Raw genomic sequence first — 24,941 nt, forward strand, 5'->3', positions numbered from 1 at the left:
GATAAAAACAAGGATGCTACTTTTGTTTTTTGGAGGTTTTTAACCTTTCAAAAGAAACTTTAGAGGTTCTAAACTTAACTCCATCGATCAGGGTCGAAGAAGTTTTGATGTAAGAAATAACTGTGTCTTTTTCTAAGTTACTAAACTGAATTTCCGTAGTTATTATTGTAATTGAGTCCGAAAAGTTTTTAGGTTGATCTAGAAACCTTATTTTTTCAATGTAGTTACGATTCTTGAGATCGAATAAATAAGCAGTGTCAGTTGCGGTTTTAAATTCCGGATGTTTTTGAATGAGTAGCTGTTTATCCAGGTAGTCTTGTAATTTTTCAGAAACTAGAATCGTGTATGAATCTTCAAGAATATCAAAGGACATTTCTTCTTCGTAAGAATCCATAACAATTTCATCATTGCTCACTTCAGTAGCTTCCATGTTTTTATAAGAGTTGTTGGAACACCCTAGAAGTATAAATGATATGAGAATATACATAAGTTGTTTCATGATTTGATCTTAAATTTTAATTTAACAACTTGTCCTTCGGATCTTCTGGATTCGATAATCTCAATATTTTGCAAGCTCTTTGTTGGGGTAGTTAGCTTATTTATAAATTCTATTTTAGAATATACTTCTATTCCTAATCCCGATGGTAATACTTGGAATATCACGGCATCATCGGCAATCATTTTTGATAATTCCTTCTTTCTATTCTTCCAATTATCCAATTTTCCATTGGCATAATAATGAAGCATTAAAGCATAATCATCTGTACTCACCCTGATATTTTCTTTAGTTATAGTAGATATACTTCTAAAAATGGTATCGGTTTTGTGATAAGGTGATTTAATGACAAAATGAATAAAATCATCTTTGGTTGTCCAGGTAAAACAGCCTAAACTGTCACTTTTTGTATAGTAAGGAGATTGCTCATTATTGAGTACTATAATCTCGATAGGGTTTTTAGTAATCGGTTCATTTCTGTCTCTATCTATAAAACAAAAATTAAAGGTGTTTGATTTTGGGATCAAAAAGTACGCTGAGGTAATAAATAAGATTCCAATAAGAAAGAAAACAATCCATTTCCGTTTTGTAGTTTTCTTTTTGGTATTGTTGGATATAATCTTAGAATTTTGAGTCTTAAAATCATTCCAATTTTCATAGCCACAATATTCAGATAACATATTAAGAATGTCAACTCTTGGGATTTTTTCGGAAGATGTTTTAAAATAATTATAGAATGACTTTTCACTAATACTACTCTTTACTTCTTTCTTTAAGTCTTCTTGAAATAAGATAATATCTTGCCCTTTCCACTCGGTTATATCATTAGTAGAGGCAGAATTATTCTTCAAAAATTGTATTGCTACCTTTTTTTTGAGAAGAGAAAAAACGATATGTTCTTTTGTTTTTTCGATTACAATTTGTTGGAGTATAGTGTTTTAGGTTTTGTAAAATAGTTTACAAAGGTTTTACAAAGGTTCTACAAACATCTCTATTATGATGATACTAGGTTTGTTTTCAGTTTAACAATGTAAAAACAAATAATGATGAAAACAAAGAGAATTAAGAAAATCCAATATGTAACGCTGGGTTTGGGTATGATGATATTAAGTTCATGCAATCAGTATACGAATAGAAGTTATAATGTAACAGAAAGTATCGTGTTAGATACAAATGATAAACTTGCTTTAGAGACAGCAGCTAATGCTGAAAATTATAAAGAAATTATAGAAAATGATTTTAAAAGAGTAGCGCTTTCACCGTTATCTACATTCTCCATAGATGTTGATAAAGCCTCCTACAGTAATATTCGAAGAATGATTAATAATGGCCAAGAGATTCCTGCAGATGCTGTGAAGATCGAAGAAATGATTAATTACTTTAAGTATAGCTATGAACAACCAAAAGATCAACATCCTTTTGCAATTCATACAGAAGAAGTCAATACTCCATGGAATGAAGGTACCCAATTAATAAAAATTGGTATTAAAGGGAAAGAAATCCAGAAAGATGATTTTCCTGCATCCAATCTTGTCTTCTTAATAGATGTTTCTGGATCTATGAACGCTACTAATAAACTTCCTTTATTAAAGAAAGCTTTTAGATTACTTGTGGCACAGCTTAGACCAAAAGATAAGGTGTCGATTGTAGTATATGCGGGAGCTGCTGGTGTGGTTTTAAAACCAACATCTGGTAAAAATAAAGAGAAAATATTAGAAGCACTAGATAATTTAGAAGCGGGTGGATCTACTGCCGGTGGAGAAGGGATTCAGCTTGCCTATAAAATAGCTCAGGAGCATTTTATAAAAAATGGAAACAACAGAGTTATTCTAGCTACTGATGGTGATTTTAATGTGGGAGAAAGTAGTGATGTAGCAATGAAAGAATTAATCGAGGAGCAAAGAAAAACAGGAGTATTTCTTACTTGTTTAGGTTTTGGAATGGGAAACTATAAGGATAGTAAGTTAGAAGTACTTGCAGATACAGGAAATGGAAATCACGCGTATATAGATTCTATGCAAGAAGCACAAAGGGTATTAGGAATAGAATTTGGAGGAACGCTTTACACAATTGCAAAAGATGTAAAAATTCAGGTAGAATTCAACCCTAATAAAGTACAAGCATACCGATTAATAGGATACGAAAATCGTTTGTTACATGATGAAGATTTTATAGATGATACTAAAGATGCGGGTGAATTAGGTAGTGGACATACTGTCACTGCTTTATACGAAGTAATTCCAGTAGGTGTAGAAAGCAAGTATCTTAAAGATATTTCCAATTTGAAGTATACAAAAAAAGAAACTAATAATTCTTATCGGGATGAATTATTCACAGTAAAGTTTCGATATAAAAAACCAAAAGAAGATCAAAGTATAGAAATCATCCATACACATAAAATGGGTTCCGAAAAATTAATGTCCAGTGATTTTGGATTTGCTGCTTCGGTAGCTTGGTATGGAATGAAATTAAGAAACTCTAAATATTTAGAAAATAGAGCAGTGGCCGATATCATTTCACTTGCACAAGAGAACAGAGGAGATGATGAGTTAGGTTATAGAGCGGAATTTATACGGTTAATGAATAGCTATGAAAATTATGAGCAGGAGAAATAGAAATATAGAATCTTGAATTTGGTGATTTTTTGGAGAAAAAAGAAATCATAATTTAAATAAAGCGCATCGAGCAGATGCGCTTTATTTTGTATTTTGCGAAAATGAAGGAAATCTTAGCAAGATACATTCCGGAAAGAGCATTAGACCCAGCATTTGACCTTATCGTAAAATGCAATGTGCATCTTAAAATTGTTAATGAACGAGTTACAAGGCATGGTGATTACAGAAAGACTCCCGATGGTAGGCATCAGATTACTGTAAATGCTTCTCTTAATTCATATCGTTTTTTAATCACTTTAATTCACGAAATAGCTCATTTAGTAGCTTTTGAGAAATACGGGCGTTATATAAAACCTCATGGTATTGAGTGGAAACGTACTTTTCAGCAATTAATGCTTCCGTACATTAATCCGGACATTTTTCCATCAAAATTATTACCTGTTATCGCAAATCATTTTAAAAATCCAAGAGCAAGTAGTGATACTGATGCAAAATTAGCACTTGCGTTAAAACAATATGACCCAGAGAATGATAAAAATTATATCTTTGAAATACCGTTGGGAGGAAAATTCAGATTGTATAATGGAAAAATTTTTCAAAGAGGGAATAAACGCGTAAAACGATACGAGTGTATTGAAATCAGCACAGGTAGGATTTACCTATTTAACCCCAATGCTGAAGTTGAACTATTATAAATGAACTTATGAAAAAAAACTATTATGCTATTTTAATGGCCGGCGGCGTGGGGTCTCGTTTTTGGCCTGTAAGTACCACAGAGTTTCCAAAACAGTTCCACGATATGTTAGGAACTGGAGAAACATTGATTCAAAGAACTTTTAAACGTTTAGAAAAAATTATTCCTACCGAGAATATTTTTATCCTTACCAATGAACGTTACAATGATCTGGTATTAAGTCAACTTCCAAAGGTGACACAAAGACAAGTAGTAACTGAGCCAGCAATGAGAAATACCGCTCCTTGTATTTTATATGCAGCTTTAAAGATTCATAAAGAAAACTCTGATGCTGTGATGGTGGTGGCGCCGAGTGATCATTGGATTGAGGATGAAACAGCATTTACCAATAATTTACAGCAGTGTTTTGAAGCTTGTAGCGCTCAAAATATTTTAATGACATTGGGTATTCAACCTACTTTTCCAAATACTGGATACGGATACATACAGTATCAAGAAGAGGCTAAGCTTATTAAAAAAGTAGCTCAATTTACCGAAAAACCGGATTATGAAACTGCAAAACAGTTTTTGAGTCAAGGAAATTATCTGTGGAATGCAGGAATCTTTATTTGGAGTGCCAATAGTATTTTGAGTGCTTTTAAAGAATTTCAAAAAGAAATGACAGCATTGTTCGAAAAAGGAATGGATGTCTACAATACCAATGAAGAAGGAGATTTTATAGTGAATAATTACCCTCTTGCGGAAAACATATCTATAGACTATGCTATTTTAGAAAATGCTAAGAATGTATATGTACTTCCCGCTACTTTTGATTGGAACGATCTGGGAACTTGGGGCTCTTTGTATGATAAATTAGAAAAAACAGAAAGTAATGATGCGATCGTTAATGCTAGGGTACTTTCGGAAGATGCATCGGGGAATATGATTCGAACGTCGGATGATAAAATAGTTGTTGTTGATGGTCTAAATGATTATATTATTGTGGATAAAAAAGAAGTACTATTAATTTATCCTAAAAAGAAAGAGCAAGACATAAAACAAGTACTGAAAAAAGTTAAAGAGACCTACGGGGAAAAATACGGATAATACGAATGGAAGAAAATACAAATCAGCCCATTAATTCAGATCACGAAGGACACAAAGAATCTGTAAAAAGAGATGCCAAAGGACTTTTTGAAAGTATGAAGCTATTTCTTTCTGGCTTATTGGATATAAGATCTGATACTGATCGGGATCAAACCATAGAAGATGTAAAAAAGGATATACCTTTTAAGGGGCATACGGCTTGGATTTTGATATTTTCAGTATTTGTGGCTTCTATTGGTTTAAATGTTAGTTCTACAGCAGTGGTTATTGGAGCCATGTTAATATCTCCATTAATGGGTCCAATCGTTGGAGTAGGATTGTCAATTGCCATTAATGATATCGATACACTCAAGCGTTCTTTTGTGAATCTAGGAGTAATGGTTGGACTTAGTGTACTTACTGCTACGTTATATTTTGCCTTATCTCCGTTAACAGAATTAACGCCTGAGTTAGAATCGAGAACTGCTCCTACTATTTTAGACGTATTTGTAGCTATATCAGGTGGTTTAGCACTAATTGTGGCTAAATCTAAAAAAGGGACTATGCCTAATGCTATCGCAGGAGTAGCAATAGCTACAGCATTAATGCCTCCTTTGTGTACGGTAGGATATGGGATTGCTGAGCTAAATGCAGGATATGCGTTAGGTGCTTTGTATTTATTTAGTATTAATGCAATTTTTATTGCCTTATCTACTTTTATTGTAGCAAAGTTGTTACGTTTTCCAATGTTGCGTTATGCCAATGCAGCTAAAAGAAAACTTACTGCTAGAATAGCCTCTGCAGTAGCAATTATCATGGTGATACCAGCAATTTGGACCTTTTATAATATCCTTAATGAAACAAATGCCGATCGAGATTATAAAGGGTTTTTAGCTAATGAAATAGAAGCAAATGAAAGTTTATATTTACGCAAGGAGTTTTATGATTATGATAATAAGTCGATCAAGCTATATTTTGATGGAGAGATTGCAGATGCAACTGTTAGCGATTTGCAAAATGAACTTGAAAAATATGAACATATCAGTGACTTTACACTGAAAATCAGTGGTAATAAAGCACGAGGAATCGAACAAATATCAAAAGCGAATGATCGATACATCGTAGAGTTGAATCGATTAGAAACGGAGAATGAAGCCTTGTTGGATAAAGTAGAAGATTTGAAAATTCGTCTAGCTTTGCTTGAAACGCAATTAACAGAGGCGCAAAAAGTAGTTCCCGTAGATATACTTCCTTATAATAATATCGCAAAAGACGCTAAAATTCGTTTCCCAGATCTTTCTGAGTTAGGATATGGAGAAGTGTTACAATCTAATTTCTTAAAAGTAGATACCGTAAAAGTTATCTTCCCGCAATGGAAATTTCAGGTTTCTGATAGCTTGAATACGGTTAGAAATAAGGATTTACGAGAATGGATTACTGTAGAACTAAAGGCGGATACTTTATTGGTGAGGTAATAGCCGATTTTAGGAATAAGTTTAAGCTTACAAAATGATTAGACCAAAAATAATAAGTATTCTACTTATTTTATGTGCGATTTCAATTGTCCACTCCCAAAGTAGTTTACATGTGCCAAGGGAAATACAAAAGGCCTACAAAAATCAAACTAGATCTGTTGATGGTAAACCAGGAAAAAAATATTGGCAAAATTCTGTTGATTATAAAATAAACGTTAAGGTATTTCCGGAGACAAGAATAGTGGAAGGAAGTGAAATTGTGAATTTTATCAATAATAGCCCAGATGAATTATCTGAAATAGTTATACGTTTATATTATGATGTATTTAAAAAAGGAAATAAAAGAGATTCACGTGTAAACCCTAAAGATATAGGAGAAGGTGTGGAGTTAAAAACGATTATCGTTGATGGAGTTAATTATGATCTTGCTAATAGTGATAAAATCAAAAGATATGGCACCAATTTGACTATTAGACTAAGAGAACCTTTAAAGTCAGGTCAAGATTTAAAGATAGAATTTGAATGGCAACAAAAAGTGACATTAACTCTTGACAGAACAGGAGCAAAAGATGATACTTCTTTTTTTGTAGGATATTGGTATCCACAAGTATCCGTTTATGATGATATTTTTGGTTGGGATAGGCTAGATTATACTTTAGATACTGAATTTTATAACAATCTATCTAATTTTGATGTAAATATTACAGTTCCAGATAATTTTCTAGTTTGGGCTACTGGTACGTTGGAGAATGGTGAAAAGGTATTGCCTAATAATATTTACAAAAAATTTTTAAAAGCAAAAGAATCTAAAGAGGTAATAGAAGTTGTTAATGAGAAAGATCTAGAAGGACTAAAACTAAAACATAATACTTGGAACTTTACGGCAAAAGAAGTTACGGACTTTGCCTTTGCGATGAGTGATCATTATTTATGGCATGCAGCTTCGGTAAATGTTGCTGGGAAAGATGTACTAATTAATTCTGCGTTTCCTAAAGGTAAGGCTGAAAAACACAAGAAACTTACTTCTATTCAGCAAAAGGTAATGAAGCACTTTTCTGAAGATGTCCCTGGTATTCCTTATCCTTATCCCGTTTTTTCAACATTCATCGGTCTTAGATATTCTGGAAGTGGTATGGAATTTCCGATGATGGCTAATAATGGTGGTTCTGGGGTGCCGGTTACTGTTCATGAGTTGTTTCATATGTATTTTCCAATGTATGTTAGAATAAACGAGAGACGATTCGCATGGATGGATGAAGGTTGGGCGGACTTTATGGAGAATTTAGTGATTCATAAATTTTTCAATGAAGATAAATCTAATTCTTTTTACTCTCGTTTTAAATTAGTGACACAAGGTACTTTGGGTACTATTGGAGATTTACCAACGGTAACGTCTTCTCAATACACTGGTGATAGTTACGGATATCAAGCCTATAGTTTGCCTTCGCTTACTTACGCTTTGCTATATCAATATTTAGGAGAAGAAAAATTTTTCAAATGCTTTAATTCTTATGTAAAGAGATGGGCAAAGAAGTCACCAACACCATATGATTTCTTTAATACATTTGAGAATGTGAGTGGAGAGGATTTAAGTTTTTTCTGGGAGCCCTGGTATTTTGAAATGGGATATCCTGATGTAGGAATCAAATCATTTGAGGAAGGAAAATTAATTGTGGAGAAAGTAGGATACAAACCAATACCAATAAGTATTGACGTAGTCTATAAAAATTCAAAAAAAAGCTACTCTAAAATTATAGATCTTTCTGTCTGGAAAAATGATAATAGAACTTATGCTATTCCAGTCCCAAATCATGATCAAGTGGAATCAATAGTGTTGAATTCAGATTTTCCTGATTTTAATGAAACAGATAATTTTTTCCCTCCTTTAAAAGATAGCTATGAAGAAAAGGGAGTAAAGAGTTCAATCGTTGGTAATTATTATGTAGAAGATTATAATATAGAATTGAGCATTGCAAAAGAAAATGAGGCTTTAGTTATTTATTCGAATTCTTGGGTATGGCTAAATACAATTCTTATTCCTAAAGATTCAGTTAATTTTAATACTTCGGACAAAACAGGAGTTTTAAAATATCTAGAGGATGTATCAGGTAGGGACGAAATTGAACTTGAGTATCCAAAATATAATTTAAAGCTTAAAGGAATTAAGAAATGATATAATTGCTTGTTTTCTAAAAATCTAAAAATCTAAAAATTGGATGAAATTAATATACTGGATATCAACTTCGCTAATTGCTCTGTTTTTAATGTGGAGCTCATATTCTTATATGTTTAGCAAAGCTACTATTGATGGCGTTAGAGAGTTGGGATTTCCGGATTTTTTTAGAATACAATTAGCGATCCTTAAGATATTAGCAATCCTTATATTAATAATTCCACAAGTTCCGCTTCAGATAAAAGAATGGGCATATGCAGGTATTGGATTATTCTTTATAACTGCAATCGTAGCACATATTGCTCATAAAGACTCTATATTCATCTTGTTAATAAATATAGTTTTTATTGGATTGCTGATACTTTCTCATATGTATTTGCATAAAATCCTAAAAATGTAAATTTTAGTTTTTAAAATCGACACTTTAAAGAGTTGTCATTAGAAAGTAAACGAGAATAGCTCTTATTTGAGTTGTTGTTACAATCCTTTTAATTGTGCGTCTCTAACTTTTTTGAATAGGTTAGAAGAGTATACAAACTCGGTAACGGCTTCGTTATCCGTTCGGAAAATTTGACTTTTATCACCTTCCCATTCTAAATGACCATATCGTAGGAAGACAATCTTTTCTCCAATTTCCATAACAGAATTCATATCATGTGTATTAATGATGGTAGTAATGTCATTTTCTTCAGTAATCTCCTTGATGAGGTTGTCAATAACGATTGCTGTTCTAGGATCCAGACCAGAGTTTGGTTCATCGCAAAACAAGTATTTTGGTCTTGTTACGATTGCCCTTGCAATCGCAACACGTTTCTGCATACCACCACTTATTTCTGAAGGAAGCTTGCTGTTTGCATTTTCTAGATTTACACGTGCTAATACCTCGTTTACACGTACCAGCATTTCTTCCTTTTTTTGTTTTGTAAACATCATCAAAGGAAACATCACATTTTCTTCTACCGTCATAGAATCAAATAATGCACTTCCCTGAAAAACCATTCCCATTTGCTCTCTCAGATCTCTTTGCTGTTGTTCGTTTAGCTCAGAATAAGTAGCACCATCATAACAAATACTTCCTTGCTCTGGAGTAAACAAACCAAGCATACATTTTAAGAAAACTGTTTTACCACTTCCACTAGTACCAATAATTAGATTGGTTTTTCCTCGTTCGAAGGTAGTAGTAATTCCTTTTAAAATTTCTTCTCCATTAAACCCTTTATGTATGTCTTTTACTTCTATCATTAGCTTAATAATAATTGAGTTAGTACATAATTAGCTATAATAATTACTACTGTTGTCCATACGAATGCAGAGGTACTGGCTTTACCCACACCTAAGGCACCACCTTTCATATAATACCCATGAAAAGAAGGGATCGTTGCTAATAAGAAAGCAAAAATGGTTGTTTTTATAAAAGCATATACCAAATGATATGGAATGAACTCTTCTCTAAGTCCTGCTAAAAATTCAGTACCAGATACAAAACCTCCATAAACACCTGCGATATAAGCTCCGAATATCCCCACAAACATAGCTATGGCAATTACAAATGGGTACATAAACATCGCGATAACCTTTGGGAAAACTAAGTAGTTTAGAGAATTAATTCCCATTACCTCCAAAGCATCAATTTGTTCAGTAACTCTCATGGTACCAATACTAGAAGTGATATATGAACCTACTTTACCAGCCATAATCACCGATAAAAAAGTAGGAGCAAATTCTAATATTACCGATTGTCTAGATGCAAAACCAATGAGCTGTTTCGGAATCAAAGGATTGGTGAGATTTAATGCAGTTTGAATCGCAACTACGGCTCCGATAAAGAATGCTAAAAACACTGTAATTCCTAAAGACCCAAGAATAAGGTCATTAATTTCTTTGAAAATCAAATTTTTAAGTACGGACCCTTTAGTCATTCGACTAAAAACGCCTCTTAACATTAAAAAATAGCGACCTATATCGTCGAGATAAAACATAAACTCTTCGTTAGAAGGGCTAAAATAGAAAAAAAAATATCGACAGCATTTAACCTTCTATTAAAGTTTTACTTTTGTGGATATGGTATTTTTGTCATCCAAACAAAAACAAGAAATGATAAGGAAGATTTTTTTAGGTATAATTTTGTTAGTTATCACCATTCAATGCAACACAAAAGAAGCGAATGTGGTAGCTGTTAATTCTGATCAAGCAATTTCTGTACGTCCAAAATTGGTCGTTGGTATTGTAGTAGATCAAATGCGATATGATTATTTAACTCGATTTTATGATCGTTTTGGAGAAGGAGGTTTTAAAAGAATGATAAAAGAAGGATTTAATTGTAAGAATAATCATTTTAATTATATTCCTACGTATACAGGTCCTGGACATGCTTCGGTTTTTACAGGTACTACACCTCAGAATCATGGAATTATTTCGAATAATTGGTATGATAAATTCGGAAAAGCTATGGTGTATTGCGCGAGTGATTCTTTGGTAAGAGCTGTAGGTTCGGATAGTGAGATGGAAAGGATGTCTCCTCGGCGAATGAAAACAACCACATTTGCAGATCAAAACAGGTTACATACACAACTAAAAGGAAAAAGTATTGGGATTGCCATAAAAGATCGAGGAGCAATTTTACCTGCTGGTCATTCAGCAAATGGTGCATATTGGTTTAGAGGAAAGGATGAAGGAAAATGGATTACGAGCACATATTATAGAGATGATTTACCGGATTGGGTGGAAAAATTTAATAATTCGGATGTCGCAGCATCTTACTTAAAGGAATGGAATACTTTGTACGATATTTCTACTTATGAAGAAAGCGGTGATGATGAAAATGATTTTGAAAGAGGTTTTAAAGGAAAAGAAAAAGCTACGTTTCCTTATGATTTAGCACAACTTAAAGATCAAAATGCAGGGTACGATATTATCAAAGGATCTGCATTTGGTAATAGCTTAACCACAGATTTTGCAATTGCCGCATTGGATGGAGAGTCGCTGGGAGCGGATGATATTACTGATGTACTTACTCTTAGTTTTTCTAGTACTGATTATGTTGGACATAATTTTGGAGTAAACTCTAAAGAGGTACAAGACACGTATCTACGTTTAGACAAAGATCTAGAGCGCTTTTTTACAACATTGGATGCTAAAATTGGAAAAGGAAACTACACGATTTTCTTAACTGCAGATCATGGTGCGGTGCATGTGCCCTCATATCTACAAAAAGTAAATATACCTTCTGGTTATTTTGATATGGTTGAAATAGCAACCAGTATTATGGAATTCACCAAGAAAACCTTTAAAGTAAAAGGGTTAATAGAGAAAGTAGCTAATGACCAGGTATTTTTTGCGTATGATGTGTTAGAGAAAAATAATATTGATGCACAGGAATTACAAAAAGCAGTAGCGCATCATATATTACAGTATGATAAGATTGATAAGGTTTTTACCAGAGAGCAATTGCAAACGGGAACATTTACCGAAGGTATTGCTGCACTGATTCAAAAAGGATATAACCAAAAAAGAAGTGGTGATGTAGTATATGTATTGAATCCTTCTACGATTGCATATTCTAGAACAGGTTCTACTCATGGGAGTGGTCTAAATTATGATACACATGCACCATTATTATTTATGGGAAAAGGAATTAAACAAGGAAGTACTACGCAAAAAACGACTATTCCAGATATAGCACCAACCATTTCAACCTTGTTGGGAATTACATTTCCTAATGGAGCTACTGGTGATGTATTATCATTCGTGCTCGATGAAAAATAAAAATACTACTAAAAGATCCCTTATTATCAAGTATAATAAGGGGTTTATTTTTATAATAGAATTCCTTTATTATAGTTTTAATTCCTTAAAAAGATTAACTAATCTTGGATCTGAAGGTCTTGGCGCATCGGCATTTACAATTTTACCTTCTTTGTCGATTAAAATAAACCTTGGAATACCTTTAATGTCGTAGTCCTGTACAAATTTCGAACTCCAACTGTTATCAGCAAATAGTTGAATTCCTGAAAGTTCTTTTTCTTTTATCATAGTCTTCCAGGCATCATGGTCTTTCTTGTTATCTACAGAAATACTAACAAACTTAATTTTCTCATCATATTCTTTTTCGAGTTTTTTTAATGACGGAATTTCTGCTATACAAGGTTTACACCAAGTTGCCCATACATCGATATATACATAATGATCTTTTAAATCAGCAAGGCTTGTAGAACCACCGCTGTAGTTTTCATAATCGAAAGTAGGAGAGTTGTTCCCTTTTGTCAACAATTTGATTTTATTAAAACTTTCTGTAATTCTTCTTTGAAAAGCTGTGTCAGTTGACTTATCCATTAAAGATGTATATATTTTTTCAGACTCCGGATTTCCTGCCGATATATACCATGTCATTTCATCCATAAGACTATTTCTAATATAGTCACTTTTAACATCGGATAGTCCATTGATAAAAGCTTCATAATAGGGAATACTATCTTTAGAAGATTGTTCTCTCTTCTCTCTACCATAATTAGAGGAAACTAGAAACCTATAAGCATTTGAGATTGCATAGTCGCTCTCGTTGCCAAGATCAATACTTGTTAATTCTTCTTTTAATGACTTACTTGTTATGGTATCTAACTTGCTCGAATCGAAATAGTTATAATTTAGATATTCATTTGTATATGCTAAATAATCATAATGATTATATCTTAATTGTTCACTAATAAAATTTGTATCCGCTATTTTGCTATTTGTAAGGAGTTCTGAAAGGTCTTTTTTGAGTGAAAGAATTTTTTGTTTAAAGTCTTTCGGAACCGATTTGTTTAGACTGTCTCTTTTTCCAGTAGTTTCGCTAAATTTTTCTTTTACTAGGTATTTAGTAGCAAGATAACTATTCATACTAGCTGCTTTTCCAGTGTATCGTATAGATTCGTCAAATTCTTTTGTGTCAATAGAAAGATTAAGGTCTTCTCCTTTCTTTAGATAAATTTCAGATGATTCTGAACCAATAGAAAAGCGATAGTATCCATTTTTTGTAATATCTAAAGTATCCATAAAAGTATCATCCTCTAAGATGTTTATTTTTTTAGAAAAATCACTTCCTGAAACGGAGAGTTTATCTGCATTTTTATGAACTACTTTTCCCGAAAAAATAACGTATTCAACGGGGGCGGTTTTTTCTTCAGAACAAGAAGCTAATAAGAAGGCGGTTATAAGAGTATATAGTATTTTAGTTTTCATCTATTATGGATATTTATGGTTTTTACTGATGAGACGGAATCATCAAAGAGTCATTTGATTATTATAAATTTAATTCTCTTAGTTTATTTCATAAAGGTAAGATTTGTTTTTAAAGATAGAATTTAATTCTAAGATCATCTAATATAAAAAGGGATGGAATTCAAATTAATTGTTTGTAGATAGATTCGGCACTATGAACTGCTCCTTCCATATATCCTCCATGTATTGGAGACGTTTCTGTTCCTCCGATGAAAAAACTGTTATTTAAATATCCTTGCTGATAATATGCATGGCCATTATTTTGATGTGGGAAAATAAATTCTGATGCTGGAAAAAGTGTATAGATTTCGTTTTTCCATACCATATCTTCGTATGATAAGTAATTTAGTGCATCATCACCGAATAATTTTTGTAATTGGTTAAATACTTTAGAAATTCTTTCCTCTTTTGAATATTCCGACATTCCATTTTGCAGGAACCCTTTTAAAGCAAAACGATCATTTTCTACATTAGAATGATCATATAATTCTGTAATGGGGCCAACATTACTAAAAACAGTTCCAGAATACTTTTTTTCTTTCCAAAATGGCTTTGTGTATGAAATCCCAAATTTAATAGATTCTCCCATCCATGTGTGGGTTTTGTTTGCGATAGTGTTTAGTTCTATTGGTAGTGGCGGATGTATTTCAATTGAGTTTACTAGAAGCCTTGGTGGGAGTGTAGAGACAACTTTATCGGAGAAATAGGTGTTGTCTTCTGTTTTTATAGAGAACTTATTATGTTCATATTCGATGTTCGCTACTTTCTCGTTAACAAGTAATTCTGTGTTGTCCAGAAAAGATGAGAGTTTATGAATAATAGTGCTAGTTCCATGCTGAATTCTATAACTGGGTTGTTGATTCGTAGGTAATTGAATTTTTTGCGGAGGAGCTGTAGAAAGCGGTTCAAAAAGAGCAATCCCTTCCATAAATTGCTCAAAAATTGGGATTTCTAACTCTTCTAATAATTGTAGTAGTCTTTGATGGTGGTTTCCGAACCAAGTGGCACCCATTTCTATTGGAGTGTTTTTTGCAGAGTCTATAGTTAGTATTCTTCCTCCAACTCTATGATTTGCTTCTAAAACCTTTACAGGAATACCGCTATTTTTTAACCTGTAAGCTAATAACAAACCGGTGAGTCCAGCGCCTATGATAAGTACTTCTGTTTTCATTTTGTAGTGTAAAAATAAAAGAGTAAAACTCCTAAAAATAGGAGTTTTACTTCTAAAATCTGATTATGAATTTAATCATCCATTAAATGTGTGCCGTGAACAACTGCGGCGCCTGCTCGTAATGCAGCAGAAATAAAAGTTGCTTCCGCTAATTCTTCTTGAGTTGCACCTGCCTTAATAGCATTCTTTTTATGAATTTCTAAACAATATGGGCATTGTGTAGTTAGTGCAACCGCAACTGCCATGAGTTCTTTATATTTCACAGGAATTGCTCCTTCTTGTAATGCAATGCTGTCGAAAGCCTGAAAAGCTTTCATAGCTTCTGATGCATTCTTTCCTAGTGTACCTAATTTCTTTAGGTGGTTCATGTCATACATAGCTATTCTTTTAGGGGTTTAGTTTCTTCCTGCGATTACACCTCCATCAGTATCCCAAATAGCTCCTGTTACCCAAGATGCTTGATCCGATAAAAGGAAAGTGATGCTATTAGCTACATCCTGTGCAGTACCATTTCTTCCAATCGGATGAAAGTTATTAAATCCTACTAGTGCTTTTTTAGCTTCGTCAGCACCTCCAAAAACACCATTATAAACTGGAGTTTCTACCACTGCAGGAGATACTGCATTTACTCGGATACCATGATCCGCAAGTTCCATGGCCAGATGCTGTGTTAAAGAATGTAATCCTGCTTTTTGCATTGAGTAGGCAGAAGAAGGTGTGGCTTTTACGGCTTGTTTTGCCCACATAGAACCTACATTTACGATAGATCCTTTATTATTTTCTTTCATTTTTTGAGCAGCGGATTGTGTGATAAAAAAGAATCCTCTGTTTAAATCTTGATATGAATCGTAATCCTCTACCGTGTGATCTAAAAATGCTTTTGGTCCAAAAATACCAGAAGCATTTACTAAATAATCCAAACGATCTAAATTACCAATAGCAGTACGTAATTGTTCTACATTACTATTGTTAGTGATATCTACCTGATGCTTAATGATATTTTCCCCATCCGCAATCTTAGAAGTATTTCTTCCTACTACATGCACTGTAGCACCACCATTGATTAATGATTCTACCGTTGCTTTTCCGATTCCACTTGTTCCACCAATTACTAGTGCTACTTTGTCTTTAAATTGTGTCATTGTATTATATTTAGTTTAATTAATAATTAGACAGACAAGTCTGTCTTTTTGTGTTCAAATTTTTTTATTCTAGAATTTTTTTACATAGCGATAACGAAGCTTCAATAGGCCAAGTGTTTTGATGTAGTTTGCTTTCTGAAATAGCTCCCTCATATAGCAAATATATTTTTCTGGCTAACATCATATTTTCATTATCAGATTCTTGACTATGATTTTCTACAATCAATTCTTTAATGAAGTCTATAAAATCATTCTTTTGTTGCTGAATCTCTTCTCGTACAGTTTCATTTTCTTTTGGCATTTCCGTATAGGTATTTAGACACCAACATCCATTAAAGTCTTTTTGGTCAAAAAACAACTTTAAAAATTCAAATAGTGCGTAGATACGATCTTTACCTGGAGCTGCCTCATTTACAAATGCATTGATATCTTTTGTAAAAGTGACATTTTTGGATTGCAAGTATGCGATACATATATCCTCTTTAGAAGGGAAGTGATTATACAACGTAGCTTTGGCAATGCCAGCTTCTTTTATAATCTCATTGATTCCAGTAAGATTATATCCTTTACTATAGAATAAATTAGAAGCAGTTGTTACGATATGATCCCTAACTTTTGAGTGTCTCATGGTACAAATATATAAAAAAATCACAGAAGTAGACAGACTTGTCTGCTTTTGTGATTTGAGTAACAAGTTTTACACTTGGTAAAAGTTTTAGTGAATAAAAGAATTCAAAAAAAAATGAAGCCTTAATCCAATGCTGTATATCCTTTATATTTTGGTGTAAAAGTTAATGGGTCGTTGGTGTTTATTCTTTGGATGTTAGGTCCTGTTCGATCTCCAAAAGATTCTATACGTCCAGAATTAATTAAGCTAATATGGTCTATTGTGCTAATAGCCCATCCTGGATCTTCATATTTTATTGCTCGTCCTCCTTTTCCCGAATCAACAAAAACCAAATTATCCATATTCAGTTTTTGAACACCCCATAATAGTACCACGCTTCCAAGATCCTTGTTGTTTACATTTACAAAAGTCGAGTTTTTTAATTCTAAAAAGGGACCAGTCGTACTTTCATCATTACCCATTCGTAATAAGGATATTGCATTACCCATTACTTTACTAAAATGACAATTGTCTATTTTGATATATTCCGCATTATAGCGACCTCTATTTTCATTTTCGCCATCCAAGCTAATTGCATTTCCAGAAATATTATGAAATATAGAATTCTTAAAAACAATCGTATCTGCGTACGTATTTTTGTGAGCTCTAAATGCTGTTTTTCTACTTGCATCGAAATTCTTGAATTCGCAGTTGTTTACCTTTAGTTTATAATGAGCAATCATTGGTTTTGAAGAAGTTGTAATTGCAGATTGTGCAATACCATTTTCAGATGCTCCATCGAAAATAACACCATCTACGGAAAGACTTCCTCCGTTATCAATAATAATCAATGGTTTTTGAAATTCATTTTTGTCGTAGGTAAATACTGTCGGCGTTTTACTGTCAGAATTGATAAGAACAATGGACTTATCCAATATCAACGGTTTAGAAAATGTATATGTTCCTGGTTTTAAACGGATCGTATCTCCAGAAGAAGCACTTTTAATGGCCTGGAACAAAACATCATTTTCATTTCCTGATACTTGTACAGCGTTGGAGTTTTTATTGACTATCTGATAGTATTTTTTTTGAGGAGTATACCAAGTAGGACCTACTTCTGTTTTTGTAAAAGGAAGTTTAGGTTTGTAAGACGTGCTTTTTAATAAGCCATCTTCTGGATCTTTAGTAAATTCTAGATTCGCTATTTGAAAACCATTATGGTTAAATGTTTTATCTGAAGATACTACCTGATTTTCAGAAAAGGTAAATGTCCCATATTCAGAAATTGCTTCAAACACTTGTTTTCTATTGGGATGGTAAAAGATGTTATTTGTAAATCGTATATCTATAGGAGGATCGGTTCGCTCATTATCTGCTCCAACTCCAAACTGAATATGATCACACTTTAGAAATTTATTTCCTACAATATCCGTGTTTTCAGCTTTATGGTATCTATTTATTAAAGAGTTAGGTACTCCATTCATTATAGGTAAAGCTCCAAAGAAACGTTTTCCTTTTAGTTCTTGAAAATGATTATTCTTTATAGTATGTCCTGCATTGATAACACGAACACCACCTGTTCCCGGTTTATTGTTTCCAATAAAGAAATTATTTTCTATTAGATTTCTATTTCCGTGTCTAAGTGCTAATACTCCTGCAGATTCATAAAACACATTATTTCTAACAATGTTATCACTAGATTTTAGAGAGACAATTTCTACTTCTCCATCACACTGTTCGAAATAGTTATTTTCTATGATCGTTCTGGATGGACTCAAGGAATATGTAGAGACACCTACTCTTAGCGTTTCTCCTCCGTTGGACCCAAGATTAGGTCTATAGCCAAAATAGTTATGATCAATCTGGTGATGATTCTCAAGACTATTTTTATTGTTTAATCGAACAACTAAGGTAACTCCTGCGTTTAACTTTCCTCCAAAATAACTATGATCTACTCTATTATGCTGACCATGTAAATGGATCCATTCGGATTTGTCAAATCTGTTTTCTGGATTAAAATGATCGATTGCAATTTCTGTTAATCTGCAATAATTAGCCAATTTACCATCATCAGTTTTGAAACTTATTAAGGCATCTTCTTTGGTAAAACCATCTGTAAAAACAAATCCTTTTAAAATTAAATGTTGTCCACCTATTTTTATAGAAGTATTACCTGAAAAAATCACCTTACCTTTTTCTTCTGCCCTAATGAGAATAGGTTTTTCTTCTGTTCCTTCGGCAGAGATTACTAAATGGGCGTCTTTCCAGACACCATTTTTTAAAACGATCTCATCTCCAGGTTTTGCACTTACAATGGTTGCATTAAATTCTTTAACATTGGTTACGGTTTGGTCGTCATTAGAAGCTTTGGTTTTGTTCGTTTCAGAACAAGAATTGATAACCAGAAGCATTGCCATTAAATAACCGTAGAATCCACTTTTTTTCATTTGTTTTTTTTGAAATATTCGTACTAAACATTTCCCACTAAACACTATAATTGTTCAATGCTTCGGTAGAAGTGGATACCTAAAATTGTGTGTGTGAAGGCAATTTAGTTTTAATTTTTATAACTACCAAGTTAGATGATATTTTAACTTAAAATAATGAAAAAACAGAATTACATGATAAGACGGTTCATATTTTATAAGTGATCTTGAAGAATGATCTATTAGCTATTAAGGAGTTATATGGATTTCAAAATTTTGCTAAGCATTTTTTTCCATCTTAGTTTTCGAATAAATGTTCCTTCTGAAGCAGATACTAGAAATGGTTGCTGTGCATTTTTTGCTTTTAAAAAACCTCTGATATAATCAATAATTAGTTTTGGTTTCTTTTTTAATAAAGCCAATTTTATTGAAGCAATTAATGTAATGATAAAGCCATAGCGCATTCTGTAAAAAGCTTCACCTTGTTTGTATTTGGCCTTTGTATTATAAGTGTTACCTGTAGGTTTTAAGTGCTTTACATGTAAAGATGCGTCTGTCTTTATTTCCCAATTATGATACTGTGCTAGTAGCTCATCTATAGTGTCCCAACCCATTGCGGGTTTTAATCCTCCAATAGCATCAAAACAAGCTTTCCTATATGATTTTAGCGCACCACGGATATGATCCTTGTTGGTTAAGTTTTCCAAAACCCATGCATCGTTTTTTTGGATATAACAAAAACCTCCGAACATCCCTGTTTTGGGATTGTTTTTAAAATTAGCAATAAGAGTTTCCAAATAGTTTTTGGGAAAAATAAGATCAGCATCAAATTTAGAAATGATATCGTAGTTACTGTCTAAAGTTTTAAAACCCTGATAAAAAGCATTGATGACTTTGCTTCCTGGCATATGATCTGTAGAGGAGTTCGTATGTACTAAAGAAATATAAGGGTGTTTATCTATAAATTTTTGAACTTTAGCAGAGGTGCCATCGGTAGAATTGTCGTCTACTACGACTATCTTTTTTGGTAGAACTGTTTGGTTTACTAATGATGTTAAGGTTTGACCAATCAAAAGTTCTTCGTTATGTGCTGGTATGACAATATAGATGTTCAAAAGTATCCGAATTGATAAAATCTATTTCCGTTCTGCGTATACAATATAATATCGTGGTGTAAAATACCTTAGTAAAGGTCTAAAACCAATTTTTTTAATTGGATGTGTCCATTTCTTTTTAGCTTTTATCTCCCAACCAGCTTTTTCTAGTAACCAATCGAATTGCCAATCTTCAAACTCATGATAATGTCGATCCCAAGGATCTGTTTTACTTCTATAGGCTGGAGAAAACCAGAGTTTTAATGGTATGGAAGCAACTAATTTGTTGGCTTTAATATCTCTTAAAACATTGAAAGGAGCGATGAGGTGTTCGAAAATTTCGAAAGCAGTGACCACTTCGGCTTCACTGGTCATTACTGCTTTTGTTTCTAGATCAAGATCTTCTCCAGATGTATTACTTACTGTATAACCTTCTTTTTCCATAAATTCTACAAACGGATTGGGAACTCCCAGATCCAGTATCGTAGCAGGAGCAGTTACATGCGCTCTTAAGAATTCTAGTGTTTCTTTGTATCTCTTGTGAGGAAAAGTTCCTTCGTACATCTACTTGCTAATTATAATCTTACTATTGGATGTAAAAATAGACATTTAGCAAGATCCAGATGTTGTTTGTGGTAAATTTTGTTACGAATCAATTGATTTTTAATTGAATCACTGTAGCAATTGATAGCGCTCTTGTTTTCATAAGATTGGCTTTTTCACCTTTAAAGCTTTGATCTATAACACTTGTAAATAAATCCATCCACGTATCAAAATCAATTTTTTGCATTGTCTTTTTTGAGTTTAAGTTTTGATGAATTTGTAAGACGTTTTTTTTATAACTTCCAGTATAGAATAACTGTTGTTCCCAGAAATCAGTGATATGGGGTATGTGATCTTCTAGATTGATTTGAGCAATTTCTGTGAAGAAAACACCAATTTTGTGGTTTTTAATAGCTCGCCGATAAAATTCCCAAAGGATATATTCAATATCCTCGCGACTTTTTATATCATTAATAAAACTCTTGTCCAAAAATACCCTGATTTACTTAAAAAGAACAAAATTACAAGGTATATGGACAAGAATGATGGTTTCAGGTTACATTTTTTGTTTGGATACGATTAAATCTCTTAGTTCTTGTTGTTTTTCTTTTTCGATCATTTTTTGATGTGCAAATGCAAAAATGGCATTCTCAACAACTTCATTTTCCCTTTCGCCAGAGAGAATATAGGATATACTAGTTTTTGAATATTCTTTTTTATTCGGATTATAGATTTTGTTTTGATTTAAATATGCTTGTATTTTTTTTACGTGCTTACTTCCAATAACCTTTAGAATTGCAGCACGCTCCTCTGGTGTGATCATAAATAAGTTGGCTAATGTTTTTGGTATAAGTATCTTTGTGAATATAATGTTATCGTTTTGGTATACAATATTATATAAAATATTGGATATACACAAATAATAGTCAATATTTTGGATAAAAAAGATAAAATTTTAGATAGAGTTATCCTATTTGCAGCACATCTAGGCGTTAGTTTAAGAAGTTTTAGCCTTTCTATAGGGGCAAGCGCGGGTTATTTGCACAGATTACAATCCGCGGATAGTAATATTGGTGGTGATTTTATAGAAAAAATTATACAATTGTATACAGAAATTAATCCAGTTTGGCTGATTACTGGAGAAGGGGATATGCTAAAAGAAGGGCAGATGATGCAAGAATCTGCAGCTTTATATGGTAAAAGTGATTTGTTTAAACAAGTTTTACTCCAATATCTTGATGATAAAGATATTAGAGAAAAACTTGCTGAGATTACTAATAATTTTGATCGTTAGATTGAGAATTGTAAAGGATTTTTAGCACTCCTTTTTAATAAATTTCTTTTGTTTTTATAGCCTCTTCAAGATCTATATTTACTGTGTTTAAACTATTAAAAAACTTCTTTCCGTCTTTTCTTTTTACAGTAATAACGGTCTTCGATTTTTTTTCTTCTCTTTCGGTTACGGTTACCTGTAATCCTTTGATTTTCTTGTAATTTGGGTTTCCTCCTCTTTTTATGATAAAGTTAGTTTTTGGAAATAAAATGTGTCGATAAGTGTTTCGAGAAGGTGCCCCAATGGTAATAATGTCTCCCACAGTCACGGTTTCGGAATTTAGTTTGTTCGAGTCTTGAGCTTGCAGTATGCCTATAGAAAGACATGCAAGGAAAATTAATTTTTTCATGTTTATACGTATTGAGTTAATAATTGAGAAATGTATACTATAAATTTACAGGTATTTAGGTTAACACTAAAACATAAACTATGGTTAAATAATAGTTAATATATTATAATATGATAGTAATACTATTAATTTTGTGTCAAATAGTTTTACTTATGAAATACATACTTCAAGACTTAAAAGTAAATATCAACAATAATATATATTTAAAAGATCCAGAATCTTCTGATTTAGGTAAGAAGATTGTGGAGTTCAGTATTCTTTTAATAAATGATATAGGGTTTGATAGTTTTACCTTCAAAAAACTAGGAGCAAAGATTGGCTCTAATGAAAGCTCTATCTATAGATATTTCGAGAACAAGCATAAACTCTTATTGTATCTTACTTCGTGGTATTGGGGTTGGTTAGAATATCAGTTGGTCTTTACAACGAATAGTATTTCAGACGCCAAAGAAAAACTAACCAAAGCAATTGAAATTATTACCAGAACTACTAAAGAGGATTCTGCATTTTCGCATATCAATGAAGTACTGCTTAATAAAATTGTTATTAACGAATATTCAAAATCGTATCTGACGAAAGAAGTCGATAATGAAAATAAAGAAGGATATTTCTCTATTTATAAAAGACTAATTAATCGTATTAAAGATATGATCATAGAGGTGGATAATACCTATCGTTACCCTACAAGTTTAGCGAGTACTGTAGCTGAAGGTGCTTTACATCAGCATTTTTTAAGAGATCATTTTTCGTCATTAACAGATTGTGATGACCAAATCACCCCTACAACCTATTTTATCGACTTAGTATTTAATTCATTAAATCACACAACTAATGGCTAAAAATATTCTTACCGCTTGGCAACGTCTTATGGGGTTACTAAAGCTGGACAAAAGAGATATTCTACAGATTTTTTATTATGCAATTTTTGCTGGATTGGTAAGTTTATCGCTTCCTTTGGGTATTCAGGCGATTATCAATTTGTTGCAAGGAGCTCAGGTGAGTACATCTTGGGTGATTCTTGTGATTTTGGTAACAGCTGGTGTGCTGTTTGTGGGAATACTGCAGTTTATGCAAATACGTATTATAGAAAATGTGCAGCAAAAAATCTTTACAAGAGCCTCATTTGAGTTTACGTATAGATTTCCAAAAATAAAAATGAGTGAGTTACGAAATTACTATCCGCCCGAATTAGCGAATAGATTTTTTGATACGCTAACCATACAAAAAGGATTATCTAAAATTTTGGTTGATTTCCCAACTGCATTGGTACAGATTGTATTTGGGCTTTTATTACTATCCTTTTACCATCCGTTTTTTATTATATACGGATTACTACTATTGGTGCTAATTTATATTGTATTTAAGTATACTGCTACAAAAGGATTGGAAACAAGTTTAAGTGAATCCAAAAGTAAATACAAAGTAGCACATTGGATACAAGAAGTTGCTAGGTCTATAGTAAGTTTCAAATTATCAGGAAGAACAAGTTTAGCGCTTAGTAAAAATGATAATCTGGTGGCGGATTATTTGGATTCTCGAGAGAGCCATTTCCGAATTTTAGTACTCCAATTTATTCAGATGATAGGTTTTAAAGTATTGGTAACGGCTGGTCTGCTGCTTATTGGTGGAGTACTTGTATTAAATCAGCAAATGAATATCGGACAATTTGTTGCAGCGGAAATCATTATCATTTTAGTGATAAGTTCCGTCGAAAAGTTGATCGTAGGATTAGAATCTTTTTATGATGTTTTAACTTCTCTAGAAAAGATAGGTCAAGTTGTAGACAAAGAATTAGAACCTCAAGAAGGCGAAAAACCTTTTAAAGATGATGAAGGATTTGAGATCGAGTTAGACCATGTTTCTTATGCAGTCCCAGATCGAGATAAAAAAATTATCGATGATATTTCATTAAAAATTACAGAGAGTTGCACCATTCTAATTCAAGGACCTAATGGTTCAGGTAAATCAACACTTTTGCGATTGATTGCCGGATTAATAGAACCAGATAATGGAAGTATCTATATCAATAATATTTCGCTAAAAGGAGTGAATCTCAACTACTATCGTGGATATATAGGGCAATCTTTGATCGAGGAATCTCCTTTTGAAGGAACCATTTTAGAAAATATCACTTTTGGAGATCCAAATATCTCTAGCGAGCAAGTATACTGGGCTTTGGAAAAAGTAGGTTTGCTACAATTTGTAAAAGAACAGCCTAAAGGATTATTAACTATGTTATATCCAGAGGGTAAACAAATACCGTTTACGGTAGCTAAGAAAATAGTATTAGCTCGTGGGATCGTTACGAAACCAAAATTATTAATACTGAAAGATCCTTTAGATCAGTTTAATGAAGCCGAAGCAACCAGAATTATGGACTTTCTGGTAGATCCTGAAAATCCTTGGGCACTAGTGGTTGTAAGTGAGAATACGAAATGGATCTCAAGATGTGGTAGAGTGATTACAGTGGATAATGGTAAAATAATTAGTGAAAAGTAA

The 24,941-nt window shown here is 32.7% G+C and carries 25 protein-coding genes; 10 read left to right on the forward strand and 15 right to left on the reverse strand.

Annotated features, from left to right (window positions below; translation table 11 throughout):
- Positions 1–16: 16 nt before the first annotated feature.
- Positions 17–499, reverse strand: coding sequence for a hypothetical protein (locus tag ABD077_RS14515; RefSeq protein WP_343913017.1), 483 nt, complete (start codon positions 497–499; stop codon positions 17–19).
- On the reverse strand, positions 496–1,347 hold the full coding sequence (locus ABD077_RS14520; protein WP_343913018.1) for a hypothetical protein: 852 nt from the start codon (positions 1,345–1,347) through the stop codon (positions 496–498). The genes ABD077_RS14515 and ABD077_RS14520 overlap by 4 nt, the downstream gene beginning before the upstream one ends.
- Positions 1,348–1,542: 195 nt before the next feature.
- Here ABD077_RS14520 and ABD077_RS14525 point away from each other — a divergent pair, with 195 nt between their 5' ends.
- From ABD077_RS14525 to ABD077_RS14550, 6 genes are all read left to right on the forward strand, one after another.
- The gene (locus tag ABD077_RS14525; protein ID WP_343913019.1) at positions 1,543–3,111 is read left to right on the forward strand and encodes a vWA domain-containing protein; all 1,569 of its coding nucleotides are present in this window, start codon (positions 1,543–1,545) and stop codon (positions 3,109–3,111) included.
- A 101-nt stretch (positions 3,112–3,212) separates the two neighbouring features.
- Positions 3,213–3,806 carry a SprT-like domain-containing protein gene (locus tag ABD077_RS14530; RefSeq protein ID WP_343913020.1) on the forward strand — a complete coding sequence of 198 codons (594 nt, stop codon included), beginning with the start codon at positions 3,213–3,215 and terminating at the stop codon, positions 3,804–3,806.
- Positions 3,807–3,814: 8 nt separating this feature from the next.
- Positions 3,815–4,891 carry a mannose-1-phosphate guanylyltransferase gene (locus ABD077_RS14535; RefSeq protein WP_343913022.1) on the forward strand — a complete coding sequence of 359 codons (1,077 nt, stop codon included), beginning with the start codon at positions 3,815–3,817 and terminating at the stop codon, positions 4,889–4,891.
- A gap of 5 nt (positions 4,892–4,896) precedes the next feature.
- Positions 4,897–6,345, forward strand: coding sequence for a DUF389 domain-containing protein (locus tag ABD077_RS14540; protein WP_343913023.1), 1,449 nt, complete (start codon positions 4,897–4,899; stop codon positions 6,343–6,345).
- Between the two features lie 112 nt (positions 6,346–6,457).
- Complete coding sequence (locus ABD077_RS14545; protein WP_343913024.1) at positions 6,458–8,518, forward strand: M1 family metallopeptidase; 2,061 nt, start codon at positions 6,458–6,460, stop codon at positions 8,516–8,518.
- Positions 8,519–8,561: 43 nt separating this feature from the next.
- On the forward strand, positions 8,562–8,918 hold the full coding sequence (locus ABD077_RS14550) for a DoxX family protein (protein ID WP_343913025.1): 357 nt from the start codon (positions 8,562–8,564) through the stop codon (positions 8,916–8,918).
- Positions 8,919–8,995: 77 nt separating this feature from the next.
- On the opposite strand, the gene ABD077_RS14555 is transcribed toward ABD077_RS14550, so the two are convergent.
- Positions 8,996–9,760, reverse strand: coding sequence for an ABC transporter ATP-binding protein (locus ABD077_RS14555; RefSeq protein WP_343913026.1), 765 nt, complete (start codon positions 9,758–9,760; stop codon positions 8,996–8,998).
- Entirely contained in the window at positions 9,760–10,497 is a 738-nt protein-coding gene (locus ABD077_RS14560; protein WP_299608611.1) for an MlaE family ABC transporter permease, read from the reverse strand. Before ABD077_RS14560 ends, ABD077_RS14555 begins: the two co-directional genes overlap by 1 nt.
- 115 nt (positions 10,498–10,612) lie before the next feature.
- Between ABD077_RS14560 and pafA the strand changes: the two genes are divergently transcribed.
- Positions 10,613–12,283, forward strand: a complete 1,671-nt coding sequence (gene pafA / locus ABD077_RS14565) for an alkaline phosphatase PafA (protein ID WP_343913027.1) — start codon at positions 10,613–10,615, stop codon at positions 12,281–12,283.
- 69 nt (positions 12,284–12,352) lie between these two features.
- Here the strand turns inward: pafA and ABD077_RS14570 are convergent, their stop codons facing one another.
- From ABD077_RS14570 to ABD077_RS14615, 10 genes are all read right to left on the reverse strand, one after another.
- Positions 12,353–13,738 carry a TlpA family protein disulfide reductase gene (locus ABD077_RS14570; RefSeq protein WP_343913028.1) on the reverse strand — a complete coding sequence of 462 codons (1,386 nt, stop codon included), beginning with the start codon at positions 13,736–13,738 and terminating at the stop codon, positions 12,353–12,355.
- 160 nt (positions 13,739–13,898) lie between these two features.
- The gene (locus ABD077_RS14575; RefSeq protein WP_343913029.1) at positions 13,899–14,948 is read right to left on the reverse strand and encodes a flavin monoamine oxidase family protein; all 1,050 of its coding nucleotides are present in this window, start codon (positions 14,946–14,948) and stop codon (positions 13,899–13,901) included.
- A 71-nt stretch (positions 14,949–15,019) separates the two neighbouring features.
- Positions 15,020–15,325 (reverse strand): carboxymuconolactone decarboxylase family protein, encoded by a 306-nt coding sequence (locus ABD077_RS14580; protein ID WP_343913030.1) that lies wholly within the window; start codon positions 15,323–15,325, stop codon positions 15,020–15,022.
- A gap of 18 nt (positions 15,326–15,343) precedes the next feature.
- Complete coding sequence (locus ABD077_RS14585; RefSeq protein WP_343913031.1) at positions 15,344–16,090, reverse strand: SDR family NAD(P)-dependent oxidoreductase; 747 nt, start codon at positions 16,088–16,090, stop codon at positions 15,344–15,346.
- A gap of 64 nt (positions 16,091–16,154) precedes the next feature.
- Positions 16,155–16,718, reverse strand: a complete 564-nt coding sequence (locus ABD077_RS14590) for a TetR/AcrR family transcriptional regulator (RefSeq protein WP_343913032.1) — start codon at positions 16,716–16,718, stop codon at positions 16,155–16,157.
- A 122-nt stretch (positions 16,719–16,840) separates the two neighbouring features.
- The gene (locus tag ABD077_RS14595; RefSeq protein WP_343913033.1) at positions 16,841–19,144 is read right to left on the reverse strand and encodes a chondroitinase-B domain-containing protein; all 2,304 of its coding nucleotides are present in this window, start codon (positions 19,142–19,144) and stop codon (positions 16,841–16,843) included.
- A 236-nt stretch (positions 19,145–19,380) separates the two neighbouring features.
- Positions 19,381–20,238 (reverse strand): glycosyltransferase family 2 protein, encoded by an 858-nt coding sequence (locus ABD077_RS14600; RefSeq protein WP_343913034.1) that lies wholly within the window; start codon positions 20,236–20,238, stop codon positions 19,381–19,383.
- Positions 20,239–20,259: 21 nt separating this feature from the next.
- The gene (locus tag ABD077_RS14605; RefSeq protein ID WP_299901059.1) at positions 20,260–20,781 is read right to left on the reverse strand and encodes a class I SAM-dependent methyltransferase; all 522 of its coding nucleotides are present in this window, start codon (positions 20,779–20,781) and stop codon (positions 20,260–20,262) included.
- Between the two features lie 88 nt (positions 20,782–20,869).
- Positions 20,870–21,250 carry a group III truncated hemoglobin gene (locus ABD077_RS14610; RefSeq protein WP_299608586.1) on the reverse strand — a complete coding sequence of 127 codons (381 nt, stop codon included), beginning with the start codon at positions 21,248–21,250 and terminating at the stop codon, positions 20,870–20,872.
- A gap of 66 nt (positions 21,251–21,316) precedes the next feature.
- The gene (locus ABD077_RS14615; protein ID WP_299608585.1) at positions 21,317–21,583 is read right to left on the reverse strand and encodes a recombinase family protein; all 267 of its coding nucleotides are present in this window, start codon (positions 21,581–21,583) and stop codon (positions 21,317–21,319) included.
- Positions 21,584–21,694: 111 nt separating this feature from the next.
- Here ABD077_RS14615 and ABD077_RS14620 point away from each other — a divergent pair, with 111 nt between their 5' ends.
- A complete protein-coding gene (locus tag ABD077_RS14620) occupies positions 21,695–22,054 on the forward strand; it encodes a hypothetical protein (RefSeq protein WP_343913035.1) in 360 nt (119 codons plus the stop codon).
- A 34-nt stretch (positions 22,055–22,088) separates the two neighbouring features.
- On the opposite strand, the gene ABD077_RS14625 is transcribed toward ABD077_RS14620, so the two are convergent.
- Positions 22,089–22,442, reverse strand: coding sequence for a hypothetical protein (locus ABD077_RS14625; RefSeq protein WP_343913036.1), 354 nt, complete (start codon positions 22,440–22,442; stop codon positions 22,089–22,091).
- A gap of 152 nt (positions 22,443–22,594) precedes the next feature.
- On the opposite strand from ABD077_RS14625, the gene ABD077_RS14630 reads away from it, so the two are divergent.
- Together ABD077_RS14630 and ABD077_RS14635 are read left to right on the forward strand one after the other, a co-directional pair.
- A complete protein-coding gene (locus ABD077_RS14630) occupies positions 22,595–23,281 on the forward strand; it encodes a TetR/AcrR family transcriptional regulator (protein ID WP_343913037.1) in 687 nt (228 codons plus the stop codon).
- On the forward strand, positions 23,274–24,941 hold the full coding sequence (locus ABD077_RS14635) for a peptidase domain-containing ABC transporter (RefSeq protein ID WP_299608573.1): 1,668 nt from the start codon (positions 23,274–23,276) through the stop codon (positions 24,939–24,941). Before ABD077_RS14630 ends, ABD077_RS14635 begins: the two co-directional genes overlap by 8 nt.

The sequence above is a fragment of the Aquimarina litoralis genome (assembly GCF_039523995.1).
Taxonomy (GTDB): Bacteria; Bacteroidota; Bacteroidia; order Flavobacteriales; family Flavobacteriaceae; genus Aquimarina; species Aquimarina litoralis.

Bases quoted from the DNA above. Each gene is read 5' to 3' on its own strand.
- ABD077_RS14590 (WP_343913032.1), bottom strand. From the start codon at position 16,718: ATGAGACACTCAAAAGTTAGGGATCATATCGTAACAACTGCTTCTAAT.
- ABD077_RS14530 (WP_343913020.1), top strand. From the start codon at position 3,213: ATGAAGGAAATCTTAGCAAGATACATTCCGGAAAGAGCATTAGACCCA.
- ABD077_RS14575 (WP_343913029.1), bottom strand. From the start codon at position 14,948: ATGAAAACAGAAGTACTTATCATAGGCGCTGGACTCACCGGTTTGTTA.
- ABD077_RS14560 (WP_299608611.1), bottom strand. From the start codon at position 10,497: ATGTTTTATCTCGACGATATAGGTCGCTATTTTTTAATGTTAAGAGGC.
- ABD077_RS14585 (WP_343913031.1), bottom strand. From the start codon at position 16,090: ATGACACAATTTAAAGACAAAGTAGCACTAGTAATTGGTGGAACAAGT.
- ABD077_RS14515 (WP_343913017.1), bottom strand. From the start codon at position 499: ATGAAACAACTTATGTATATTCTCATATCATTTATACTTCTAGGGTGT.
- ABD077_RS14605 (WP_299901059.1), bottom strand. From the start codon at position 20,781: ATGTACGAAGGAACTTTTCCTCACAAGAGATACAAAGAAACACTAGAA.
- ABD077_RS14550 (WP_343913025.1), top strand. From the start codon at position 8,562: ATGAAATTAATATACTGGATATCAACTTCGCTAATTGCTCTGTTTTTA.
- ABD077_RS14580 (WP_343913030.1), bottom strand. From the start codon at position 15,325: ATGTATGACATGAACCACCTAAAGAAATTAGGTACACTAGGAAAGAAT.
- ABD077_RS14595 (WP_343913033.1), bottom strand. From the start codon at position 19,144: ATGAAAAAAAGTGGATTCTACGGTTATTTAATGGCAATGCTTCTGGTT.
- ABD077_RS14555 (WP_343913026.1), bottom strand. From the start codon at position 9,760: ATGATAGAAGTAAAAGACATACATAAAGGGTTTAATGGAGAAGAAATT.
- ABD077_RS14630 (WP_343913037.1), top strand. From the start codon at position 22,595: ATGAAATACATACTTCAAGACTTAAAAGTAAATATCAACAATAATATA.
- ABD077_RS14525 (WP_343913019.1), top strand. From the start codon at position 1,543: ATGAAAACAAAGAGAATTAAGAAAATCCAATATGTAACGCTGGGTTTG.
- ABD077_RS14635 (WP_299608573.1), top strand. From the start codon at position 23,274: ATGGCTAAAAATATTCTTACCGCTTGGCAACGTCTTATGGGGTTACTA.
- ABD077_RS14615 (WP_299608585.1), bottom strand. From the start codon at position 21,583: ATGATCACACCAGAGGAGCGTGCTGCAATTCTAAAGGTTATTGGAAGT.
- ABD077_RS14535 (WP_343913022.1), top strand. From the start codon at position 3,815: ATGAAAAAAAACTATTATGCTATTTTAATGGCCGGCGGCGTGGGGTCT.
- ABD077_RS14570 (WP_343913028.1), bottom strand. From the start codon at position 13,738: ATGAAAACTAAAATACTATATACTCTTATAACCGCCTTCTTATTAGCT.
- ABD077_RS14625 (WP_343913036.1), bottom strand. From the start codon at position 22,442: ATGAAAAAATTAATTTTCCTTGCATGTCTTTCTATAGGCATACTGCAA.
- ABD077_RS14540 (WP_343913023.1), top strand. From the start codon at position 4,897: ATGGAAGAAAATACAAATCAGCCCATTAATTCAGATCACGAAGGACAC.
- pafA (WP_343913027.1), top strand. From the start codon at position 10,613: ATGATAAGGAAGATTTTTTTAGGTATAATTTTGTTAGTTATCACCATT.